General features: G+C 58.0%; 17 protein-coding genes and 1 riboswitch. Of the genes, 7 read left to right on the top strand and 10 right to left on the bottom strand.

The genetic code is table 11. From position 1 onward, the window contains the following. Positions 1 to 4: 4 nt before the first annotated feature. The 4 genes from E7738_RS21200 to E7738_RS21185 form a co-directional block, all read right to left on the bottom strand. Entirely contained in the window at positions 5 to 793 is a 789-nt protein-coding gene (locus E7738_RS21200) for an ABC transporter ATP-binding protein (protein WP_021508711.1), read from the bottom strand. Positions 794 to 803: 10 nt separating this feature from the next. Beyond that, positions 804 to 1,676 (bottom strand): nitrate ABC transporter permease, encoded by an 873-nt coding sequence (ntrB, locus tag E7738_RS21195; protein ID WP_058758656.1) that lies wholly within the window; start codon positions 1,674 to 1,676, stop codon positions 804 to 806. Next, positions 1,676 to 2,938, bottom strand: coding sequence for a CmpA/NrtA family ABC transporter substrate-binding protein (locus E7738_RS21190; protein ID WP_058770491.1), 1,263 nt, complete (start codon positions 2,936 to 2,938; stop codon positions 1,676 to 1,678). Before E7738_RS21190 ends, ntrB begins: the two co-directional genes overlap by 1 nt. Before the next feature lie 262 nt (positions 2,939 to 3,200). Next, positions 3,201 to 4,424, bottom strand: a complete 1,224-nt coding sequence (locus E7738_RS21185; RefSeq protein WP_021508714.1) for a nitrate regulatory protein — start codon at positions 4,422 to 4,424, stop codon at positions 3,201 to 3,203. 291 nt (positions 4,425 to 4,715) lie between these two features. Between E7738_RS21185 and E7738_RS21180 the strand changes: the two genes are divergently transcribed. From E7738_RS21180 to E7738_RS21170, 3 genes are all read left to right on the top strand, one after another. Beyond that, positions 4,716 to 4,961 (top strand): ParD-like family protein, encoded by a 246-nt coding sequence (locus E7738_RS21180; protein ID WP_010615787.1) that lies wholly within the window; start codon positions 4,716 to 4,718, stop codon positions 4,959 to 4,961. Next, positions 4,958 to 5,743, top strand: coding sequence for a type I methionyl aminopeptidase (map, locus tag E7738_RS21175; RefSeq protein ID WP_238562237.1), 786 nt, complete (start codon positions 4,958 to 4,960; stop codon positions 5,741 to 5,743). The genes E7738_RS21180 and map overlap by 4 nt, the downstream gene beginning before the upstream one ends. 269 nt (positions 5,744 to 6,012) lie before the next feature. Continuing rightward, a complete protein-coding gene (locus E7738_RS21170; RefSeq protein ID WP_394516398.1) occupies positions 6,013 to 7,338 on the top strand; it encodes an MFS transporter in 1,326 nt (441 codons plus the stop codon). A gap of 6 nt (positions 7,339 to 7,344) precedes the next feature. On the opposite strand, the gene E7738_RS21165 is transcribed toward E7738_RS21170, so the two are convergent. Further along, a complete protein-coding gene (locus E7738_RS21165) occupies positions 7,345 to 8,271 on the bottom strand; it encodes a LysR family transcriptional regulator (RefSeq protein WP_021508717.1) in 927 nt (308 codons plus the stop codon). A gap of 137 nt (positions 8,272 to 8,408) precedes the next feature. On the opposite strand from E7738_RS21165, the gene hpxD reads away from it, so the two are divergent. Both hpxD and E7738_RS21155 read left to right on the top strand, forming a co-directional pair. Then, positions 8,409 to 9,440 (top strand): molybdenum cofactor-independent xanthine hydroxylase subunit HpxD, encoded by a 1,032-nt coding sequence (gene hpxD, locus E7738_RS21160; RefSeq protein ID WP_394516397.1) that lies wholly within the window; start codon positions 8,409 to 8,411, stop codon positions 9,438 to 9,440. A 10-nt stretch (positions 9,441 to 9,450) separates the two neighbouring features. Beyond that, positions 9,451 to 10,413: a PDR/VanB family oxidoreductase gene (locus E7738_RS21155; protein ID WP_394516396.1), complete on the top strand. Its 963-nt coding sequence runs from the start codon at positions 9,451 to 9,453 to the stop codon at positions 10,411 to 10,413. Between the two features lie 18 nt (positions 10,414 to 10,431). Here E7738_RS21155 and E7738_RS21150 read toward each other — a convergent pair whose 3' ends face one another. Further along, complete coding sequence (locus tag E7738_RS21150; protein ID WP_058781369.1) at positions 10,432 to 10,938, bottom strand: DUF892 family protein; 507 nt, start codon at positions 10,936 to 10,938, stop codon at positions 10,432 to 10,434. 490 nt (positions 10,939 to 11,428) lie between these two features. On the opposite strand from E7738_RS21150, the gene E7738_RS21145 reads away from it, so the two are divergent. Together E7738_RS21145 and E7738_RS21140 are read left to right on the top strand one after the other, a co-directional pair. Then, the gene (locus E7738_RS21145) at positions 11,429 to 11,593 is read left to right on the top strand and encodes a con-10 family general stress protein (RefSeq protein ID WP_010615780.1); all 165 of its coding nucleotides are present in this window, start codon (positions 11,429 to 11,431) and stop codon (positions 11,591 to 11,593) included. Positions 11,594 to 12,089: 496 nt separating this feature from the next. Continuing rightward, positions 12,090 to 12,422 (top strand): four-helix bundle copper-binding protein, encoded by a 333-nt coding sequence (locus tag E7738_RS21140; protein ID WP_238562235.1) that lies wholly within the window; start codon positions 12,090 to 12,092, stop codon positions 12,420 to 12,422. A 59-nt stretch (positions 12,423 to 12,481) separates the two neighbouring features. On the opposite strand, the gene E7738_RS21135 is transcribed toward E7738_RS21140, so the two are convergent. From E7738_RS21135 to ddpX, 4 genes are all read right to left on the bottom strand, one after another. Then, positions 12,482 to 13,255: an SDR family oxidoreductase gene (locus tag E7738_RS21135; RefSeq protein ID WP_238562234.1), complete on the bottom strand. Its 774-nt coding sequence runs from the start codon at positions 13,253 to 13,255 to the stop codon at positions 12,482 to 12,484. Between the two features lie 19 nt (positions 13,256 to 13,274). Then, the gene (locus E7738_RS21130; RefSeq protein WP_394516395.1) at positions 13,275 to 14,723 is read right to left on the bottom strand and encodes an acyl-CoA reductase; all 1,449 of its coding nucleotides are present in this window, start codon (positions 14,721 to 14,723) and stop codon (positions 13,275 to 13,277) included. Beyond that, on the bottom strand, positions 14,720 to 15,829 hold the full coding sequence (locus tag E7738_RS21125; RefSeq protein WP_394516394.1) for a LuxE/PaaK family acyltransferase: 1,110 nt from the start codon (positions 15,827 to 15,829) through the stop codon (positions 14,720 to 14,722). Before E7738_RS21125 ends, E7738_RS21130 begins: the two co-directional genes overlap by 4 nt. Before the next feature lie 68 nt (positions 15,830 to 15,897). Continuing rightward, positions 15,898 to 16,027, bottom strand: a riboswitch (TPP riboswitch). A 74-nt stretch (positions 16,028 to 16,101) separates the two neighbouring features. After that, entirely contained in the window at positions 16,102 to 16,644 is a 543-nt protein-coding gene (gene ddpX, locus E7738_RS21120) for a D-alanyl-D-alanine dipeptidase (protein ID WP_394516566.1), read from the bottom strand. Positions 16,645 to 16,662: the final 18 nt, after the last annotated feature.

Genomic DNA, 16,662 nt, shown 5'->3' with positions numbered 1-16,662 from the left:
GTCCTTATGCCGCCGAAGTCTGTTTTTCGTAGAGAAAATGCAGCACTTTCTGGCGCAGCTGGTGATAACGCACGTCATCCGCCAGCGCCACGCGTGAACGCGGCCGGACCAGGTCGATCGTCAGGATATCGCCCACCTGCGCCGCCGGACCGTTGGTCATCATCAGTACCCGATCGGACAGCAACACGGCTTCATCCACATCATGGGTAATCAGGACGATGGTGGTGTTCAGCGCCTGCTGGATGCGCATGACGCTGTCCTGCAGATGCGCGCGCGTTAAGGCATCCAGCGCACCGAAGGGTTCGTCGAGCAGCAGCACGCGAGGTTTCATTGCCAGCGCGCGGGCGATACCGACACGCTGCTTCATGCCGCCGGAGATCTCGCCGGGGCGTTTATGCATGGCATGACTCATTTGCACCTGGTTCAGGTTGTGCTCGATCCAGTCACGCATTTCCGCCTTGTTCATCTTGCCTTTAAACACCTGCTCTACCGCCAGCTCAACGTTCTGATACGCCGTCAGCCAGGGCAACAGCGAGTGGTTTTGAAACACAACGGCGCGCTCAGGGCCGGGGCCGGTGACTTCGCGGTTATCGCATAACAGGACGCCGCTGGTAGGTCGGGTTAAACCGGCGATCAGGTTGAGCAGCGTGGATTTACCACAGCCGGAGTGGCCGATCAGGCTCAGGGTTTCCCCCTGATGAATATCAAAGCTGACATTATCGAGCGCCAGAAAATCGCCGCCGGAAGTGGTAAAACGCTGGCTGACCTGCTGTACACGAATGATAGGTTGCATAGTGTTCCCCTTATTTATCCCAGCTAAAGCGACGCGCCAGCAGCATCAGTCCCTGCTCCAGTAGCAGGCCGACGACGCCAATCAGCAAAATGGCAATCAGGATGTTTTCAACATTGAGGTTGTTCCACTCGTTCCAGATCCAGAAGCCGATCCCCAGGCCTCCCGTCAGCATTTCGGCAGCCACGATCACCAGCCAGGCGATACCAATCGACAGGCGGACCCCGGTCAGCACCGCAGGCAGAACGGCGGGAAACAGGATGCGGCGCAGGATGGTCCATTCCGACAGTTGCAGCACGCGCGCCACATTGAGGTAATCCTGTGGAATGCGCTGTACACCTTCGGCGGTATTAATAATCATCGGCCAGATAGAACAGATAAAAATGGTCCAGCTGGAGGCCGGTTCGGCGCGCTGGAACAGCAGCAGGCCGATAGGCAGCCAGGCCAGCGGGCTGACCGGACGCAGTAGCGCGATAACCGGATTGAACATGCGTGCCACAAAGGCAAAACGCCCCAGCAGAAAGCCTGTGGGAATCCCCACCAGCGCGGCCAGGCCAAAGCCGATAGCGACGCGCTGCAGCGAGGCCAGCACATTCCAGCCGATGCCCTGATCGTTAGGGCCGTTGTTATAGAACGGATCGGCGAACAGGATTTTCGCCGCTTCCCAGGTGGCGTACGGGCCGGGAAAGCCTTTGCTGGAAAGGGCCGCGATCTGCCAGATCAGAAGCAGAAGCATCACACCGCACAGCGCGGGAATGGCACGCTGCAAAAACGGACGCAGGCGCGCAGGCGAGCGCATCTTTTTTGGCGTGACCTGAAGGGGCACCACCGTGGCCCGGGTGGGCAGCGTCTCAGGCTGCGTCAGGGAGCGAGTCTGGCTTTTCATCACGACCTCTCTTTGTGGTTAATGGCAAAGCTGGCGGCGTAAACGGCAGGATTCGTGCCATCCCACACCTTGCCGTCGATCAGGGTGCTGCTGCGCATCTCACTGCCGGGCAACGTGATGTTGCCGACGGCGCTCGCTGCCTGTTTGTAGATATCAATTCGGTTGATCTGCTTTGCGACGTCCAGATAGTCCGGATCCTCGGTCAGCATTCCCCAGCGCTTAAGCTGGGTGAGGAACCACATGCCATCGGACAGATACGGGAAACTGACGCTGCCGTCATGGAAGAAGCGCATCGCATGCGGGTCCTGCCATTTCTGTCCCAGCCCGTTTTCGTACTGGCCGAGCATGCGACCCTGCAGAATCTCAGGTTTGGTGTTGATCCAGGCGCGTCCGGCCAGCACCTGCGCCGTTTCGCGGCGGTTATCATCGGAGGCATCGATCCAGCGTGCCGCCTCCAGGACAGCCGCCGTCAGCGCGCGCGCCGTATTGGGGTTCTCTTTCACCCACGCGGCGCGGGTGCCAAGAATTTTTTCGGGGTGATCGGGCCAAATCTGCTGACTGGTAGCGACGGTAAAACCAATATCATCACTGATAGCGCGCTGATTCCACGGCTCGCCCACACAGAAGCCGCTCATATTGCCAATCTTCATATTCATCACCATCTGCGGCGGCGGCACGACGACAGTGCGCACGTCATCAAATGGATTGATACCGGCATTCGCCAGCCAGTAGTAGAGCCACATCGCGTGGGTACTGGTCGGAAAGGTATGCGCAAAGGTGAGACTGCCTTTGGCCTTGCTGTCGATGGTCTTTTTCAGGCTGGCGGCATCGGTGACCTTTTGCGCTTTAAGCTGGTTCGACAGGGAGATTGCCTGGCCATTGTTATTGAGCGTCATCAGGTTCGCCATCGCATGCTGAGGGCCGGCAACGCCCAGTTGCAGGCCATAGATCATGCTGTACAGGACGTGTGCCGCATCGAGCTCACCGGAGATCAGTTTGTCGCGGACGGCTGCCCAACTGGCTTCTTTACTGGGCTGTAGCGTCAGACCATATTTTTTGTCGAAGCCTTTCACCGAGGCCATGACGACCGGCGCACAGTCGGTCAGTGGAATAAATCCCACCCGCACGGTGGCTTTTTCTGGCGCATCGGAACCCGCCGCCCATACGGCGTTGCGCAATCCCGGCAACAGCCACAGCCCGCCAGCGGCGGCGCTGGATAACAGCAGTTGACGTCGAGACAGTGAAACTGGCGATTTGCTCATTTTTTGCCACCCTCAGGAAATAAAAAAAGGCGTCCTCTCCACTGCTTTCACAGGGAGATGGACGCCTTTATCCAAAAGCACTCGCTTTACCGCCGTTGGCAAAGCAAATGCATACACTTAATAGGGTAAAGCAAACTGCATGCCAGCTTTGAAACGGCCCTGCGCGTGGCGATCAGGGCTTTCGCCGGGCTGGTTTTTTAACCGATTTTGCACGTTTGTGACGCAGACCACGCACAAGCATTGTGCAGCTAACGCTTTAGAGTTATCTCTTCATTGTGGCTGCCACCGTGACGATCGCCTGGGCGATTTCCGGTAGCCGTTTATTCTGATCCATCGCGCTTTTACGCAGCCGTTGCCAGGCGTGCTCTTCACTCAGCCCATGCTGCTGCATCAGCCAGGTTTTGGCCTGGTCGAGCAGTTTGCGCTCTTCCAGCGTGGCGCGCAGGGTGGCCAGCTCATTGGCCTGATGCTGTAAACGCTGAGACTGCTCCGTGATCAACGACAGCAGTGAACGACCCAGCTGGGGTGCCAGCCCGTCGCTGTTCAGCGCACCGGACTCGGTGGGCAGCCAGTCCACCCCGGAGACATATAATGTAAAATCGCAGCCCGACTGCGCCACATGCAGAGGTTCAGCTGCCTGATGCTGTGCCAGTGCGATCGCCTCGCGGCAGCGCAACATCAGCGTGGCTGACAGCCGATCCTCCAGCAATTTCATTTGGTCGATGCGCTGTGACAGCAGCGAAAACCAGTGCAGCGCGCCACTGTCGTCCCGCCGACCGTCGGTACAGGCAATGCGTCGCAGTCGTTCAATTTCACGACTGGCCTGCGCCAGCGGCTGCCAGTGGTGTAAAACCGCCTCATCGGCAAACTGCTGGAAGGTCGAAAAGCTTTGTTCCTGTGCTTCAATTAAGGCCACCATGGCGCTGCGCTGCTCCGCGCTGAATTGTCCGGCAGCAAAGCCGGCCGCTCCCAGGGCGCGTTCCTGTCCCGTCAGCTCTTTGCCCTGCATAAAGCTGAACAGCGCAATGAGCGCGCGGGTAATGTCAGGATGGCTGGCGGTGTCGGCGGCCTCAAAAACCAGGTTCAGTAAGCTACGGATAATGGTACTGAACGCCGCAACGGCCTGCGCGTGCGCGATCTGCTGTTGCGTAATCTGCTGGCGCAACGCCGGTAATCCGGCCAGGGCCTGCAGCGCGGCGGCGATCAGGTTGCAGAAGCGGCTGTATCCCGGCTGGGCTTCAACCCTGGGTAAGGCCTGGCAAAAATCCCGTTGGCAGCGCGTCACATCCTGCTCACTGGCGAGCCGCTGCTCGCCGTAAAGCCTGCCTTCTGAACATATCCACAGATTGCTCGCCCCCCGCTCGCGCTGAAGCTGATGCACCAGCTCGCTGACGGTGGTAATGAGTTTGCCGGTCTGGCGAAGGCGTTGCAGGCTGGCAATATCGCTTTGCCTTGAGGCCTGTAACCAACTCAGTGCGTCATCCATTGCTCCCCCACCCTTTGATGCCAAAAAGTGAGTCAAGCAAAAGCCGTGCCGTTTTCGTATCACCTCATTTCTCTTCACGAGAATCGCAGCGGCTGCCCGGTCATAAAAATCTTTCAATGACCAAAAAGTATCCCGGTCCGCGTGGAGACGAGAACGTAGTGGTCTAAACAATGTATTTGATTTTCTGACAAATTTCGCAAATTTACGCACAGCTGAAAATCTGACCTTGCAAATCATGCCGTTGTGGATATGCTATATACGTATCATATACGTTTCATATAAAGGCCAGACATGGGTATCGTCAAAATTTCGGATTTAATGCATGAGAATCTGCGCATCGCCAGCACGGCGCTCAGTCGTTCGATCAACGCGCAGGCGGAGCACTGGATGAAAATCGGCATGCTGGCCGAACTTTATCCGCAGCTCAGCCATCAGGAACTGACGCGTCTGCTGATGCGGGTCGAACGTGATGGCGGCGCTGAACTGGCGCAGTTGCTTGACCAACCTTCCTTTATTCCGCAGGGAATCGCGCAATGAGTATTAAACTACATACTGCTGAAGAGATTGAACGGGCGCGCGCCGCCGGTCACGCCGCCGCCAAAGTCCTCGAGATGATCGCGCACTTTGTGAAACCCGGCGTTACCACCGATGAGCTGGATCGCCGCTGTCACGACTATATTGTCAATGAGCTAAAGGTCATTCCGGCTAACATTGGCTATCAGGGTTACACCCGTACCGTTTGCACCTCGGTCAATCACGTGGTGTGCCACGGTATTCCGGGCGAGAAAAAGCTCAAAGACGGTGACATCGTCAATATCGACGTGGCGGTCATCAAAGACGGCTGGTACGGCGACACCAGCCGCATGTATTTCGTCGGTCAGCCTTCGGTACGCGCTAAGCGCCTGGTTGACGTGACGTATGAATCAATGGTGGCAGGCATTCGCGTGGTGAAACCCGGTGCCACGCTGGGCGATATCGGTGCGGCTATTCAGCAGGTCGCTGAAAAGGCCGGTTTTTCCGTGGTCCGCGAGTATTGCGGTCACGGCGTTGGCGAGATCTACCACGGCGATCCACAAATCCTGCATTACGGCACGCCGGGCCAGGGGCTGGCGCTGCAGTCTGGCATGATTTTTACCATTGAGCCCATGATTAACGCCGGCAAAGCGGGCACCAGCGTGCTGTCCGATGGCTGGACGGTGGTGACCAAAGATCGCTCCCTGTCCGCGCAGTGGGAGCACACTATCGCCGTCACGGATACCGGCTTCGACCTGCTCACACCCTGGCCGGAGGGTACCGGTGATTACGCCGCGATCGTTTAACGCCTGCCAATCGTCCAATCTGTGATCTCTATTGTAGTACAATCAAAATAGATTGTACTACACTGCTAACTCATGACGATTTATATCGCTCATGTGCAATATCACTATCGGCATAGTTAATGCTGCCGCGTGGCCGAAATAAAATGATTTCTATTTTTCGGCTGCACTTCATTTATTGCTTAGCAAGCGAAACAGATCATTCATGACATCGCTACCCTTGCGCCCGTCTGCCGGCGCGGAGTGGCGTAATGCTGCGTGACGAGGTGGTTATGATAAGTTCCGATGTTTCTGGTTCTACGTTGAGTCAATTAAATAAGCGCATCATCCCGTTTATCGTGATCTGTTATTTTGTCGCTAATCTCGATAAAACCAATATCTCTATCGCTGCGCTGCAAATGAATGCCGATCTCGGGCTTACCACCAGCATGTACGGCCTCGGTGTCGGCATGTTCTATATTTCCTACATTCTGTTTGAAATTCCCAGCAATGTCATTATGACCAAAGTCGGCGCCCGGCGCTGGATAGCGCGCATTATGATTACCTGGGGCATTGTCAGTACCGGCATGGCGCTGGTTCATAGCGCCAATCAGTTATATGTAATGCGTTTTTTACTCGGTATGGCCGAAGCCGGTTTTGCGCCGGGTATTATCTATTATATTTCCTGCTGGTTCCCCAAAAGTAACCGCGCACGTGCAATGTCTTTCTTTTACATGGGATCGGTGGGCGCGTCGATTATTGGTCTGCCCATTTCCGGTGCCATTCTCAATATGCATGGCATTGCCGATATCGCAGGCTGGCGCTGGCTTTTCGCGCTGGAAGGCATTCCCGCGGTAGTGCTTGGTTGTCTGGTGCTGTGGCGTTTACCCGATAAGCCCGACGATGCTGTCTGGTTAACTACACCGCAAAAACACTGGCTGCGCCAGCGCCTCGAACAGGACAATCTGGGTGTTACCCTGAATAAGAACCACTCCTGGCTGCAGGCATTAAAAGATCGCACGGTGTTATTGCTCAGTCTGGTATGGTTTTTACAGGCGTTTGGCTCGATCGGTATTACGTTGTTCATGCCGTTGATTATTAAAAGCATGGCCGCAGAGCAGAGCAATTTTATTATCAGCCTGTTATCCGCCCTGCCCTTTGTGATGGCCTGCGTATTTATGTATTTAAACGGACGCCATTCCGATCGCAGCGGTGAACGCGCCTGGCATATGGGCTTGCCATTAATTTTATCGGGCCTGGCATTAACCGGCGCGATTTATTCGGACAGCCTGTTGCTGTCCTATATTTTGCTGGTCTTCACCGTCGGGCTTAACTTTGCCCTGACGCCAATATTCTGGGCAGTGACCACAGAAAAATTAGCTGGCGTAGCTGCTGCGGCATCGATTGCCTTTATCAACACGGTGGCAAATTTTGTCGGACTGGGTTTACCGCCGCTGCTGGGAAAAATGAAAGATGCGACGCAGAGTTATCACTCAGGATTGCTGATTGTGGCGATAGCGCTGATTGTCGGCGGTATTCTCGGTATTATTATCGCCCGTCCATCGGGCGGTGCCGGTGCCAGCAAAACCCGCGCGCCGCATGCCGAAACCGGGCACTGAACGTGATTACGGCCCGCCTGCGGGCCTGACACTGGCCATCGCCTCTATCACCTCAGTCATGCGCTGAATCACCATCTGCGCCGCCCGCGATAGCTGGCGCGACGGCGCAGTACACAGCGCCAGGGTCAGCGGTCGCATCACGCTGTGCCTGAGCGGTACGAAGCAGAGCTGGTTCTCCTGCACCTCGGTCATCACGTCCAGCAGGCTCAGCACGCTGATGCCGGTGCCCTGCGCGATCAGGCTGCGAATCAGGCGGATGTCGTTACAGGCGATAATGTTTTCCGGCGCCAGCCCCTGCTTGCGGTACAGCGCATCGACACGTTCGTGGACCACCAGCGCGGCGCCAGGCACAATGTGTCGCTCATGACTGAGTTCGCTGAGCGATAGCAGCGGCCTCGTGCTAAGCGGATGGTCGGCGGCCATCACCACGCCCATCTCCAGTTCGGCAAACGCCAGCACTTCCAGTCCGCTCTGCCCGGCGGGATCGAGAATCAGGCCAAAATCGATTTCCGACTGGCGAATCATCTGGCTGATGCGGTGGCTGTTGTCCACCGTCAGCTCCAGCCGCAGCCACTGATGCTGGCGTGCGATATCGGCAATGGCATCTGCCACGCTGCCTTTGGTCAGCGACTGCACCAGCCCGGCCGTGACGTTACCGCGCTTCAGTCCCTGAATATCATCGAAACGCTGCCGCGTGACGCGAAACTCACGCTGCCAGCGCATCACATCGTCATACAGCAATTCTCCGGCGGTGGTCATGCGCAGCCCTTCCGGCAAACGCTCAAACAGCGGCGTACCAAAACTCTCTTCCGCCTGCAGAATCTGCCGGTTAATGGCAGAAGCGGAAACGTGCAGTTGCTCAGCGGCTTTGCGCAAACTGCCGCTGCGCGCCACTTCGGCAAAATAGACGGCAAAGCGGGAAAACGGGCTCATTGCTCACCTGTACGGTTTTTTGCAACACCTGGCTGCATTCTTGCTGATGGATTTGCACAGGCAAGCATATTAACAATGTCCTGACAAAAATGAAGCCTTCTATTTCGCCTTGTGTGAGCACCTGACAGGACAACAGCATGAATAACATTACGCCTCCCGCACACTGCACGTTTGAACCTGATGACTGGCTGCGTCTGGCGCGACAGTGGCATCCGGTTGCCCGTTCCTGTGATATCGCCGGCGCACCGACCAAAGCGGTGCTGCTTGACGAGCAGCTGGTGCTGTATCGTCTGCAGGGTCAGGTGGTAGCGGCACGCGACGTTTGCCCGCATCGTGGCGTCCCGCTGACGCTGGGTTTTCACGATGAAGAGGGAATCGTCTGCCCTTATCACGGCTTGCGTTTTGGTGCCGATGGCCGCTGCAACCGCATTCCGTCCAGCCCCGATCAGCCGATTCCAGCCAAGCTCAACCTGATCAGCTATGCGGTGGAAGAACGCTTTGGTCTGATTTGGGTGTGCCTCGCGCCGGATGCTGACCAGCCCGCGCCGCTGCCCACCATGCCGCACTGGGATGATGCCGGTTTTCAACAGATCAACTGCCCCGGTTTTGACGTCAACGGCTTTGCCGGACGCCAGGTAGAAGGTTTTCTGGATGTGGCGCACTTCGCCTGGGTGCACACGGAAACCTTCGCCGATCCCAACAACCAGGTAGTACCTGCCTATAACCCGGTCGAAACCGAGACCGGTTTTGCCGTGGATTACTGGAGTTCAGTGAGTAACTTTGCCGCTGACAGTCCGCAGCAGGCGCCGGAAGGATTTAGCTGGCTGCGTCATTTCGAGATGCACCTGCCGTTTACCGCCACGCTGACCATTCATTTCCCCGGCGAATCGCGCCTGGTGATCATGAACGCCGCGTCGCCGGTGTCGGCGCGCAAAACGCGCATGTTCGCGCCCATCGCGCGTAATTTTGACCTGCACATCCCGGTCGAAGAGGTGCACGCCTTCAATCAGCGCGTGTTCGAAGAAGACCGCCTGATGGTGGAAACCCAGCAGCCGGAGCGTTTGCCGCTTGACCTCGCTCTGGAAGCGCATATTCCGGCCGATCGCAGCTCCATTGCTTATCGCCGTGGCCTGAAGCGCATGGGCTTCGGCGAATTTTTCCTGGTGTAAGGAGGCAACGATGAGTGATCTGCTGAATGTGGTGGTGGATGGCCTGTATCGTCAGGGACGTCACAATCTCAGCGTGACGCTGGTGGCGGAAAATGGCCAGCCGTTGCCGGACTGGCAACCCGGTGCGCACATTGATGTGCACCTGCGTGATGGCCTGATACGTCAGTACTCACTGACCGGACGCTGCGATGACGCGCGCGGCTACCAGATTTGTATTGCGCGCGACGGGCAATCACGCGGGGGATCGCGCTACGTGCACGACACGCTGCGCCCCGGCCAGACGATTGCGATTTCGCCACCGCGCAACCTGTTTCCTCTGCAACCAGCCGCTAAAGTCATTTTGCTGGCGGCCGGAATTGGCATTACGCCGCTGTACGCCATGGCGCTGGCGCTGGAGGCCGCCGCCGTGCCTTTTGTGCTGCATTACTTTGTGCGCCAGCGCGGTGATGAAGCTTTTGCCGCCGAACTGGCGCAGCGTTTCCAGCATGGATTTTGTGAAATCTGGTACAGCAGCGAAGGCCGCAGCGCCCGTGATTATCCACCGGCGGAACTGCTTGATGCTGCCGCCGACACGCATCTGTACCTGTGCGGGCCGGAAGGGTTTATGACGCACATGCAGCAGCAGGCGCTGGCGCGCGGCTGGGACAGCGCCAACATACACGCTGAAGCGTTCAAACCTGTCGCCCGCAAGGCTGGGGCTGAAGAAGGCTTTACCGTGACGCTGGCACGCAGTGGGCAGCAATGTACCATTCCGCCTGACAAAACCATTGCCACGGTGCTGCTCGAGCATGGCGTCGACGTTCCGCTCTCCTGCGAGATGGGCATGTGCGGCGCCTGCCTGACGCGGGTTACCGCTGGAGAGATCGATCACCGCGATACCGTGCAGTCTGACAGCGAAAAAAGCGCCCCGGAGCAGTACATCGCCTTATGCTGCTCGCGCAGCAAATCGGCGGAACTGGTGATTGATCTCTAGGGCGCGCCGCAGGATGACTTAATCCGTGCCGGAAAGCTCAGGTTCCGTGCGCAGCACAATGGCTTCCTCTGCCGCCTGTGGCAGCAGCTGCAGCAGCCAGCTGGCCATCTGGCTTTCCTGCTGCAGAATGCGCCGCACAATCCTGACATCCTCCCCCTCTTCCGCCTGCTCTGCGGCCACCAGCAACGTCGAGTAGGTGGCGATTTTATAGTTACAGAACACGTAGCTGCTGACGGCCACACGGATGCCCTCTTCATCCTGCAGCATGTCGCTGGCGGCCTGACCGACCACCGACATCCGGCCTAACGACTCCTTCAGCACCGACCAGCTGCTGTCATACTGGCGCAGCAGCGTTTTCACCTGCTGCTGCTGGTCACGGCTCTGCTCAAGATACTGCTCAATACGCGCCTGCAACGCGGGATGATCCGTCAGACGTGATGCAGCCGCCTTCAGCAGGCTCTCCGCATGTTTCTCCATAGCATGCGCATCGCGCAGCCAGTCCAGATATACAGATTCCTTCGTCATGGTTTGCTCCAAAGTGAATGACACGGGCGATCTACCTCAACGGCGTCAGAGATGGATCCCTGATCGGGCAGCACGCTTTGACCTCATCGCTTTCAGGCTGGTTATCTGAAAAATAAGCGAAGCGCTAATTAAGTCCAGGCGAACAACTTAATTAAACGTAGCAAGCAAGCCGGGCTGTGCAAGAAAGGTTTTTAAGAAATGCGACAGCGGTTAATTGTCATAACGTCATCAATTCACATTAGCGCCGCTAAAAGAACGCTTCCCTTTATGAAAGTAAAATGTTAACAATTCCCCCCCAAATGATTTGCCGGAATAAATCAGCTGAAATTGACTCATCGTTAAACAACCAACGTGCTGTAAATTAAAAGTTAAGATTATTCCTGGCTTGATTATGGTAAAAACATCGCTACATTTATTTTTGCTTCATGCGGGTATGAACAGAGAGGAAAAAATGAAGGATCCAAAGAAGAAACCTGAAGAGGAAGAAAAAGTGACGCAACGTCGTGGGGGTTCAGGCAACTTCGCCGCCGATAAGGAGCGCGCGGCTGAAGCAGGCCGCAAAGGCGGTCAGGTCAGTGGTGGTAACTTCAAAAATGACCCACAGCGCGCCATTGAAGCCGGCAGGAAGGGAGGAAAGATCAGTCGTCGTAAATAACTACTCCCCATCTTTGTATTGATTTAACCTCGATAACTTTTTGCACTGTGCTCTCCTGACATCGCGTTTACGCTTCGCTTAAACGCACGTCTAACCTTGTCAGGAGAGTAATTTTCCCATCCGAAAACAATTAATCGATCAAATCTTCAGCGATCCTGCGTTATTTACCGCTTCGCTTATCAGGCGACCGCTTTTCAGTTTATTTATCCTAAAATTAAATCATTGATTATCTAACTATCAGCTTCAGTCACCCTATATTTGTACAAGCCACGCAGAGTTGTACACTTTTATTTAATCTGCGTTAATTACCCGGGCTGATATATATACACAAGCTTACAATTGGCTAACTCCGCAATATTTAAGGAATTATTGCATACGCAATGCACCTTACATGGATTAATTACCCGCTATCCGCTTGATATCACCCCGCTTTTAGCTAAATTCTCCATTCACGCTCACTATTGCGTCGCTATTAACCTGACGCTAAGGGAAACGCATGAACGCTGACCTCAATGACTGTATTGCGCTGTGCTATCGCTGCGCGACCGCCTGCGACCAATGTGCAGCAGCCTGTCTGCTGGATGCTGATGCCAGTGAGATGAGTCCCTGCATTACGCTCAATCAGCAGTGCGCGGCGCTGTGTCGCGTAACCGCACAACTGCTGGCTGCTCAGAGTGAACTGAGCGAGCAGCTCTGTACCATCACGTCGATGGCCTGTCAGCTGGCTGGTTGGGAGTGCCAGAAGCACCAGCATCCACACTGTCAGACCTGTGCGGAAATTTGCCTGCAGTGCGCAGATAGCTGCATGACGGTGGGCATGGCGGAATAACGGATAGAGGTACCGGGAGGGCGGTGGCAGGTCGCCAGTGCGGCGACTGGCGACCTGGCTTAATGATCCTGCATCACCAACCCGCCATCGACATACAGCGTCTGGCCGGTGACAAATTCGCTCCATGCTGATGCCAGAAACAGCACCGGCCCGGTGATATCCGCGGCGCGCGCCAGTCGTCCGAGCGGCGTTTGCGCCGTCAGCGCGTGGCGGACCGCTTCTGGCGTATACTGACTGGCATCGGTGGGATACACCAGTCCCGGCGCCACGCAGTTCACCCGAATGCCCAGCGCCCCCAGTTCGGCCGCCAGCGTCCGGCTAAAGCCCGTCAGCGCGGCTTTTGCGGTGATATAGTCGTGATAAGCCACCGCTGGCCGGGCGATCAAATCACTCACCAGATTGATGATGCTGCCGCGCGCGCGGCGGCGCATCAGCGGCAAGGCCGCCTGACACACGTTGTAGCAGGCGTTCACTGCGCCATCAAACTGCGTCTGGTAAGCAGACCAGGACGTTTCCCAGAAGCGCTGGCGCCGGTCGGGATCGAAGCGATAAGGTGCGAAGGCATTGTTCACCACCACATCCAGTCGCCCGGTAGCGGTGTCGATCTGCTGCATCATATCGGCTACCTGTGCGGCGCAGGTCACATCGGCGGCAATCGCCAGTGCACCCCCGCCCTGTGCTTCACAGGCCGCCACCACCTGCGCAGCGGCGTCGTGATTACGTAAATAGTTGACCACGACAAAAGCGCCTTCGGCGGCAAAGGCCTGGGCAATGGCGGCGCCAATACCGCGGCTGGCGCCGGTCACCAGCACGGTGTGATTGCTGAATTTCATTGCGTTTCTCCACGCCCGCTCAGTCAAGATAGGGCGCATAGTGTTCAGCGGCGGTTTCCGCCGCCTGTTCGATTTCGCACAGGGTGGCCAGATCCAGCAGGCTAAAACGGCCATCGTGATGCCAGCCCGCCTCCGGTGAAGTCATGTTACCCAGCGCCGTGATGCGCGTGACGCCCGCCGCACCGAGCTGCGCCGCCAGCCGAAACAGCACCTCGGGCGCGGCCGCGAGGCCAACGCTTTGCAGATACGCGCGCTGCGCGGCCACCCAGTTTACCGTCTCCTCCAGCGTATCCACGGCAATCACCTTCAGCGTGCGTCCGAGCGCGCCCGGTTGTAACGGCTCCGGCTTGTCGACGTACACCACCGCCCAGGCATCGTGCTCATCACCGTACAGCGTGCGGTCACCGCTCAGCGCACGCATTTCCTCCGCGTTGCGCCACGCGGCCACAGCCTGACTTTCACCCAGCGTCAGCGTCGCGCGCGGATAGCGCTGTGCCAGCGCGGCAAGTTCATGAGCGAGGTAAGCAGCAAACTCCTGCGGCGACACCCGGCCGCCGCGCTCAATAAACAGCGCCTGCGGCGAATAACAGCCGGCCTGGTCATAGCGCATCACATCGTAAGCCACCTGACGCGCCAGCGCCGTACCGCGCCGCACGTCCAGCGCCGACCGCGCCACCATGCCAAAACTGATTTTGTGGCCATGCGGCAGAAAGCGCGTGGCTGGCGGCAGACGCCGCTGCATCGCCGTCAGCGCGGCTTCTCCGCCATAAGCCATCACCACGTCTGCCTCGCGGAACCACTGCTGCTCAGTGCGTTCATCACCGCCCTGCCACCATACAACGGCCAGACACTCGCCCAGCTGCGGATCGATCTCCGCCAGCAACTGGGCGAACCAGCCCGCCATCAGCGGCTCAGCGCTCGCCACTTTGCCCACGCTTCCCGCCTTCACCAGCAGGCCGGCAATCAGGCTCCACAGCGGCAAACCCGGCACATTGCCGGCCCAGATCTGCAGCAACAGCTGCGGACCAAACGCGCGGGCAAAGCCGCCTTTTGGCCGCGGCTGAAAATCGTCCAGCATCTGCACGTTGCCGAAATCCTCCGCCAGAAAACGCCGCAGCTGCGGTTCACGAAAGGTTTTGAGATAGCCGGTTAAACCGAGCCGCAGCATCCCGGCGTCATAGCCGGTAACCAGCGGCAGCAACCGCTCCGCCTGCTGGCGCAACGGGTGCGAACGGTTAAGCAGGCGCGCGATGGCTTCATCAATCAACGCGGTAATGCGCGCTACGCTCAGGGTGTGCAGGTAGCGGCGCGCGTTATCGCGAACGCTGGCCGCCAGCGTGGCAATCTGCGCCTCGGACAGCACCGGCACGCACACTTCCAGCGCGCTGCCCTGCTGGCCAAAGTGCAGGCTGTGCCACGTTACCTCGCTGTGGCGGATGCCCGGCAGATGGCCAGCATACACTTTCATGCCTGTGCCTGCGCGGCAGCGAGAAACGATTCCATCGCCAGCGAGCAGCCTTTGGCATCCGCGCCCGCGACGCGCCCCAGCAGCTGAAACCCGCCGGGCACCATCACGCCGGCATCTTCGGTCAGAATCGCGGAAACAGAATTGAAATGGGCGAGATCGTGATGCACCAGTACGCCTGTCTCACCTTCCGGCACGTCCGCACCGGTCAGCGGATTAACCACGCGCGTGCGGATCCAGTGCGGTCCGGATTTCACCGGCGGGCAGATTTCATTGCCGGAATCGTAAAACTGCGTGCTGAGTTCAGTCATGCCGTACATATTGATGCAGTGCGAACGCGGCACGCCGAGCGTCTGCTGCAGCGCGCTATAAAACGCTTCCGCCGCAACTTCACGCGACTGGCCCTTAAAACCCCCGGTGTCAAGGATGCGGCTGCCCGGCGGCAGCCTGAAACGCCGCTGCTGACGCGCCAGTTCGTCCAGCAGATGGACAAAACTGTAGCTGGCACCCAGCAGGGCATAGGGTTGGCCGCTGGCCTGCACCTGCTCCAGTACGGCGATCAGACGCGGCAGTTTCAGCCCCTGCGCATCAACCATCACTTCGCTGTCTGGCGTGCCACATTCTTGCATCGCCAGCGTCAGATAATGGGCCAGCGAAGAGTGCGGCAGCTCGTTGCTGTGCGGAAACAGGATCGCCATCGGCAGGCGCGGATATCCGGCCATAAAGCGCTGGCGAAAATTGATCAGCATCGAGCGATCGTAAACCGCCAGCGTCGGGTGATAGCTGCGCCCCCGGCCGGTCCCCGTGGTGCCGCTGGTCATAAAGATGTGGGGAATCTCCGCCACCGGACGGCAGCTCAGCGTCAGATCTTTAAACGCCGTAATCGGCACCGCCGGAATCTGCCGCCACTGTTTGACCGTCAGCGGCGTACGGCCGCGCTGGCGGGCGAAACGGGCGTATGGGAGATTGTGTTCGAATTGCCACGCGAACAGCTGCAGCGCCAGCTGGTTGAAATCCGCTTCGGTGGTTTCTTCGCGCTGCATAAACGCCAGCAGCGCGGCAATGATTGACGCTTCGGTCATGAAGGTGCCCTCTTTGGACTGCGGCATAACGGCCAGCCAGGGCCTGAGAAATGCGCAGGATTCGCAGAAAGGCGCAAAGAGGGAATGAGGGCGTGCAGTGACCCCGGTTCCACATCCCTACGCCGGTATTAGCCGGATCAGGTTCAGAGGGTCACTACGTTGCCGGCCGTGACAGCCGCGCGGGTAGAATCTCAGCCCTCTAACAGGGCACCCCTTGGAACAAGCTGCATTCTGGGGTCGGAACGGAGGGCGTGTCAAGGCGGGAAGGCGCAGAACCCCCCGCTTCAGCAACGCGATTATTAACGCGCAATATCACTCACAGGAGCGCGATCAGCCCGACTGACGCAGGCAAAGCGATCGCTGAGCAGCGGATAGTTTTGCGCATCCGGCAGTTCAAAGTGCCACCATTCGGTGGGCATGCCGACAAAACCGCCGCCGAGCATGATGGCGTTCAGCAACAGGCGATGGCGCTGCGCCTGCTGCGGCACGTTGGGATGGAACGGGTGCGACTCAGCAGACATGTCGTCAAACCCGGTCCCCATCTCCAGAATGTTGCCCGCCTCATCCATCAGCGTCACATCGATCGCCACGCCGCGGCTGTGATTCGAGCCCCGCGCCGGTGGCACCACATAATCCGCGTCCGGACAGGCATCCCACAAGTGCCACTGCGCCTGCTGCGGACGATACGCGTCCAGCACCAGCAGGCGAAATCCCGCCAGCCGGGCGATGTCGCTGCTGCGGCGCAGCGCGGCGGCGGCATCCGGATGCAGCAGCGCCTGCGCGTCGCGATAAATGGCATACCCGGCGATGTTATCGGCGGTGGCGTACTTCAGATCAAACATCAGGCCCGGCAAGGTGGC

The organism is Pantoea sp. SGAir0430 (assembly GCF_043549295.1).
This window is presented reverse-complemented; position numbering and strand designations above follow the sequence as displayed.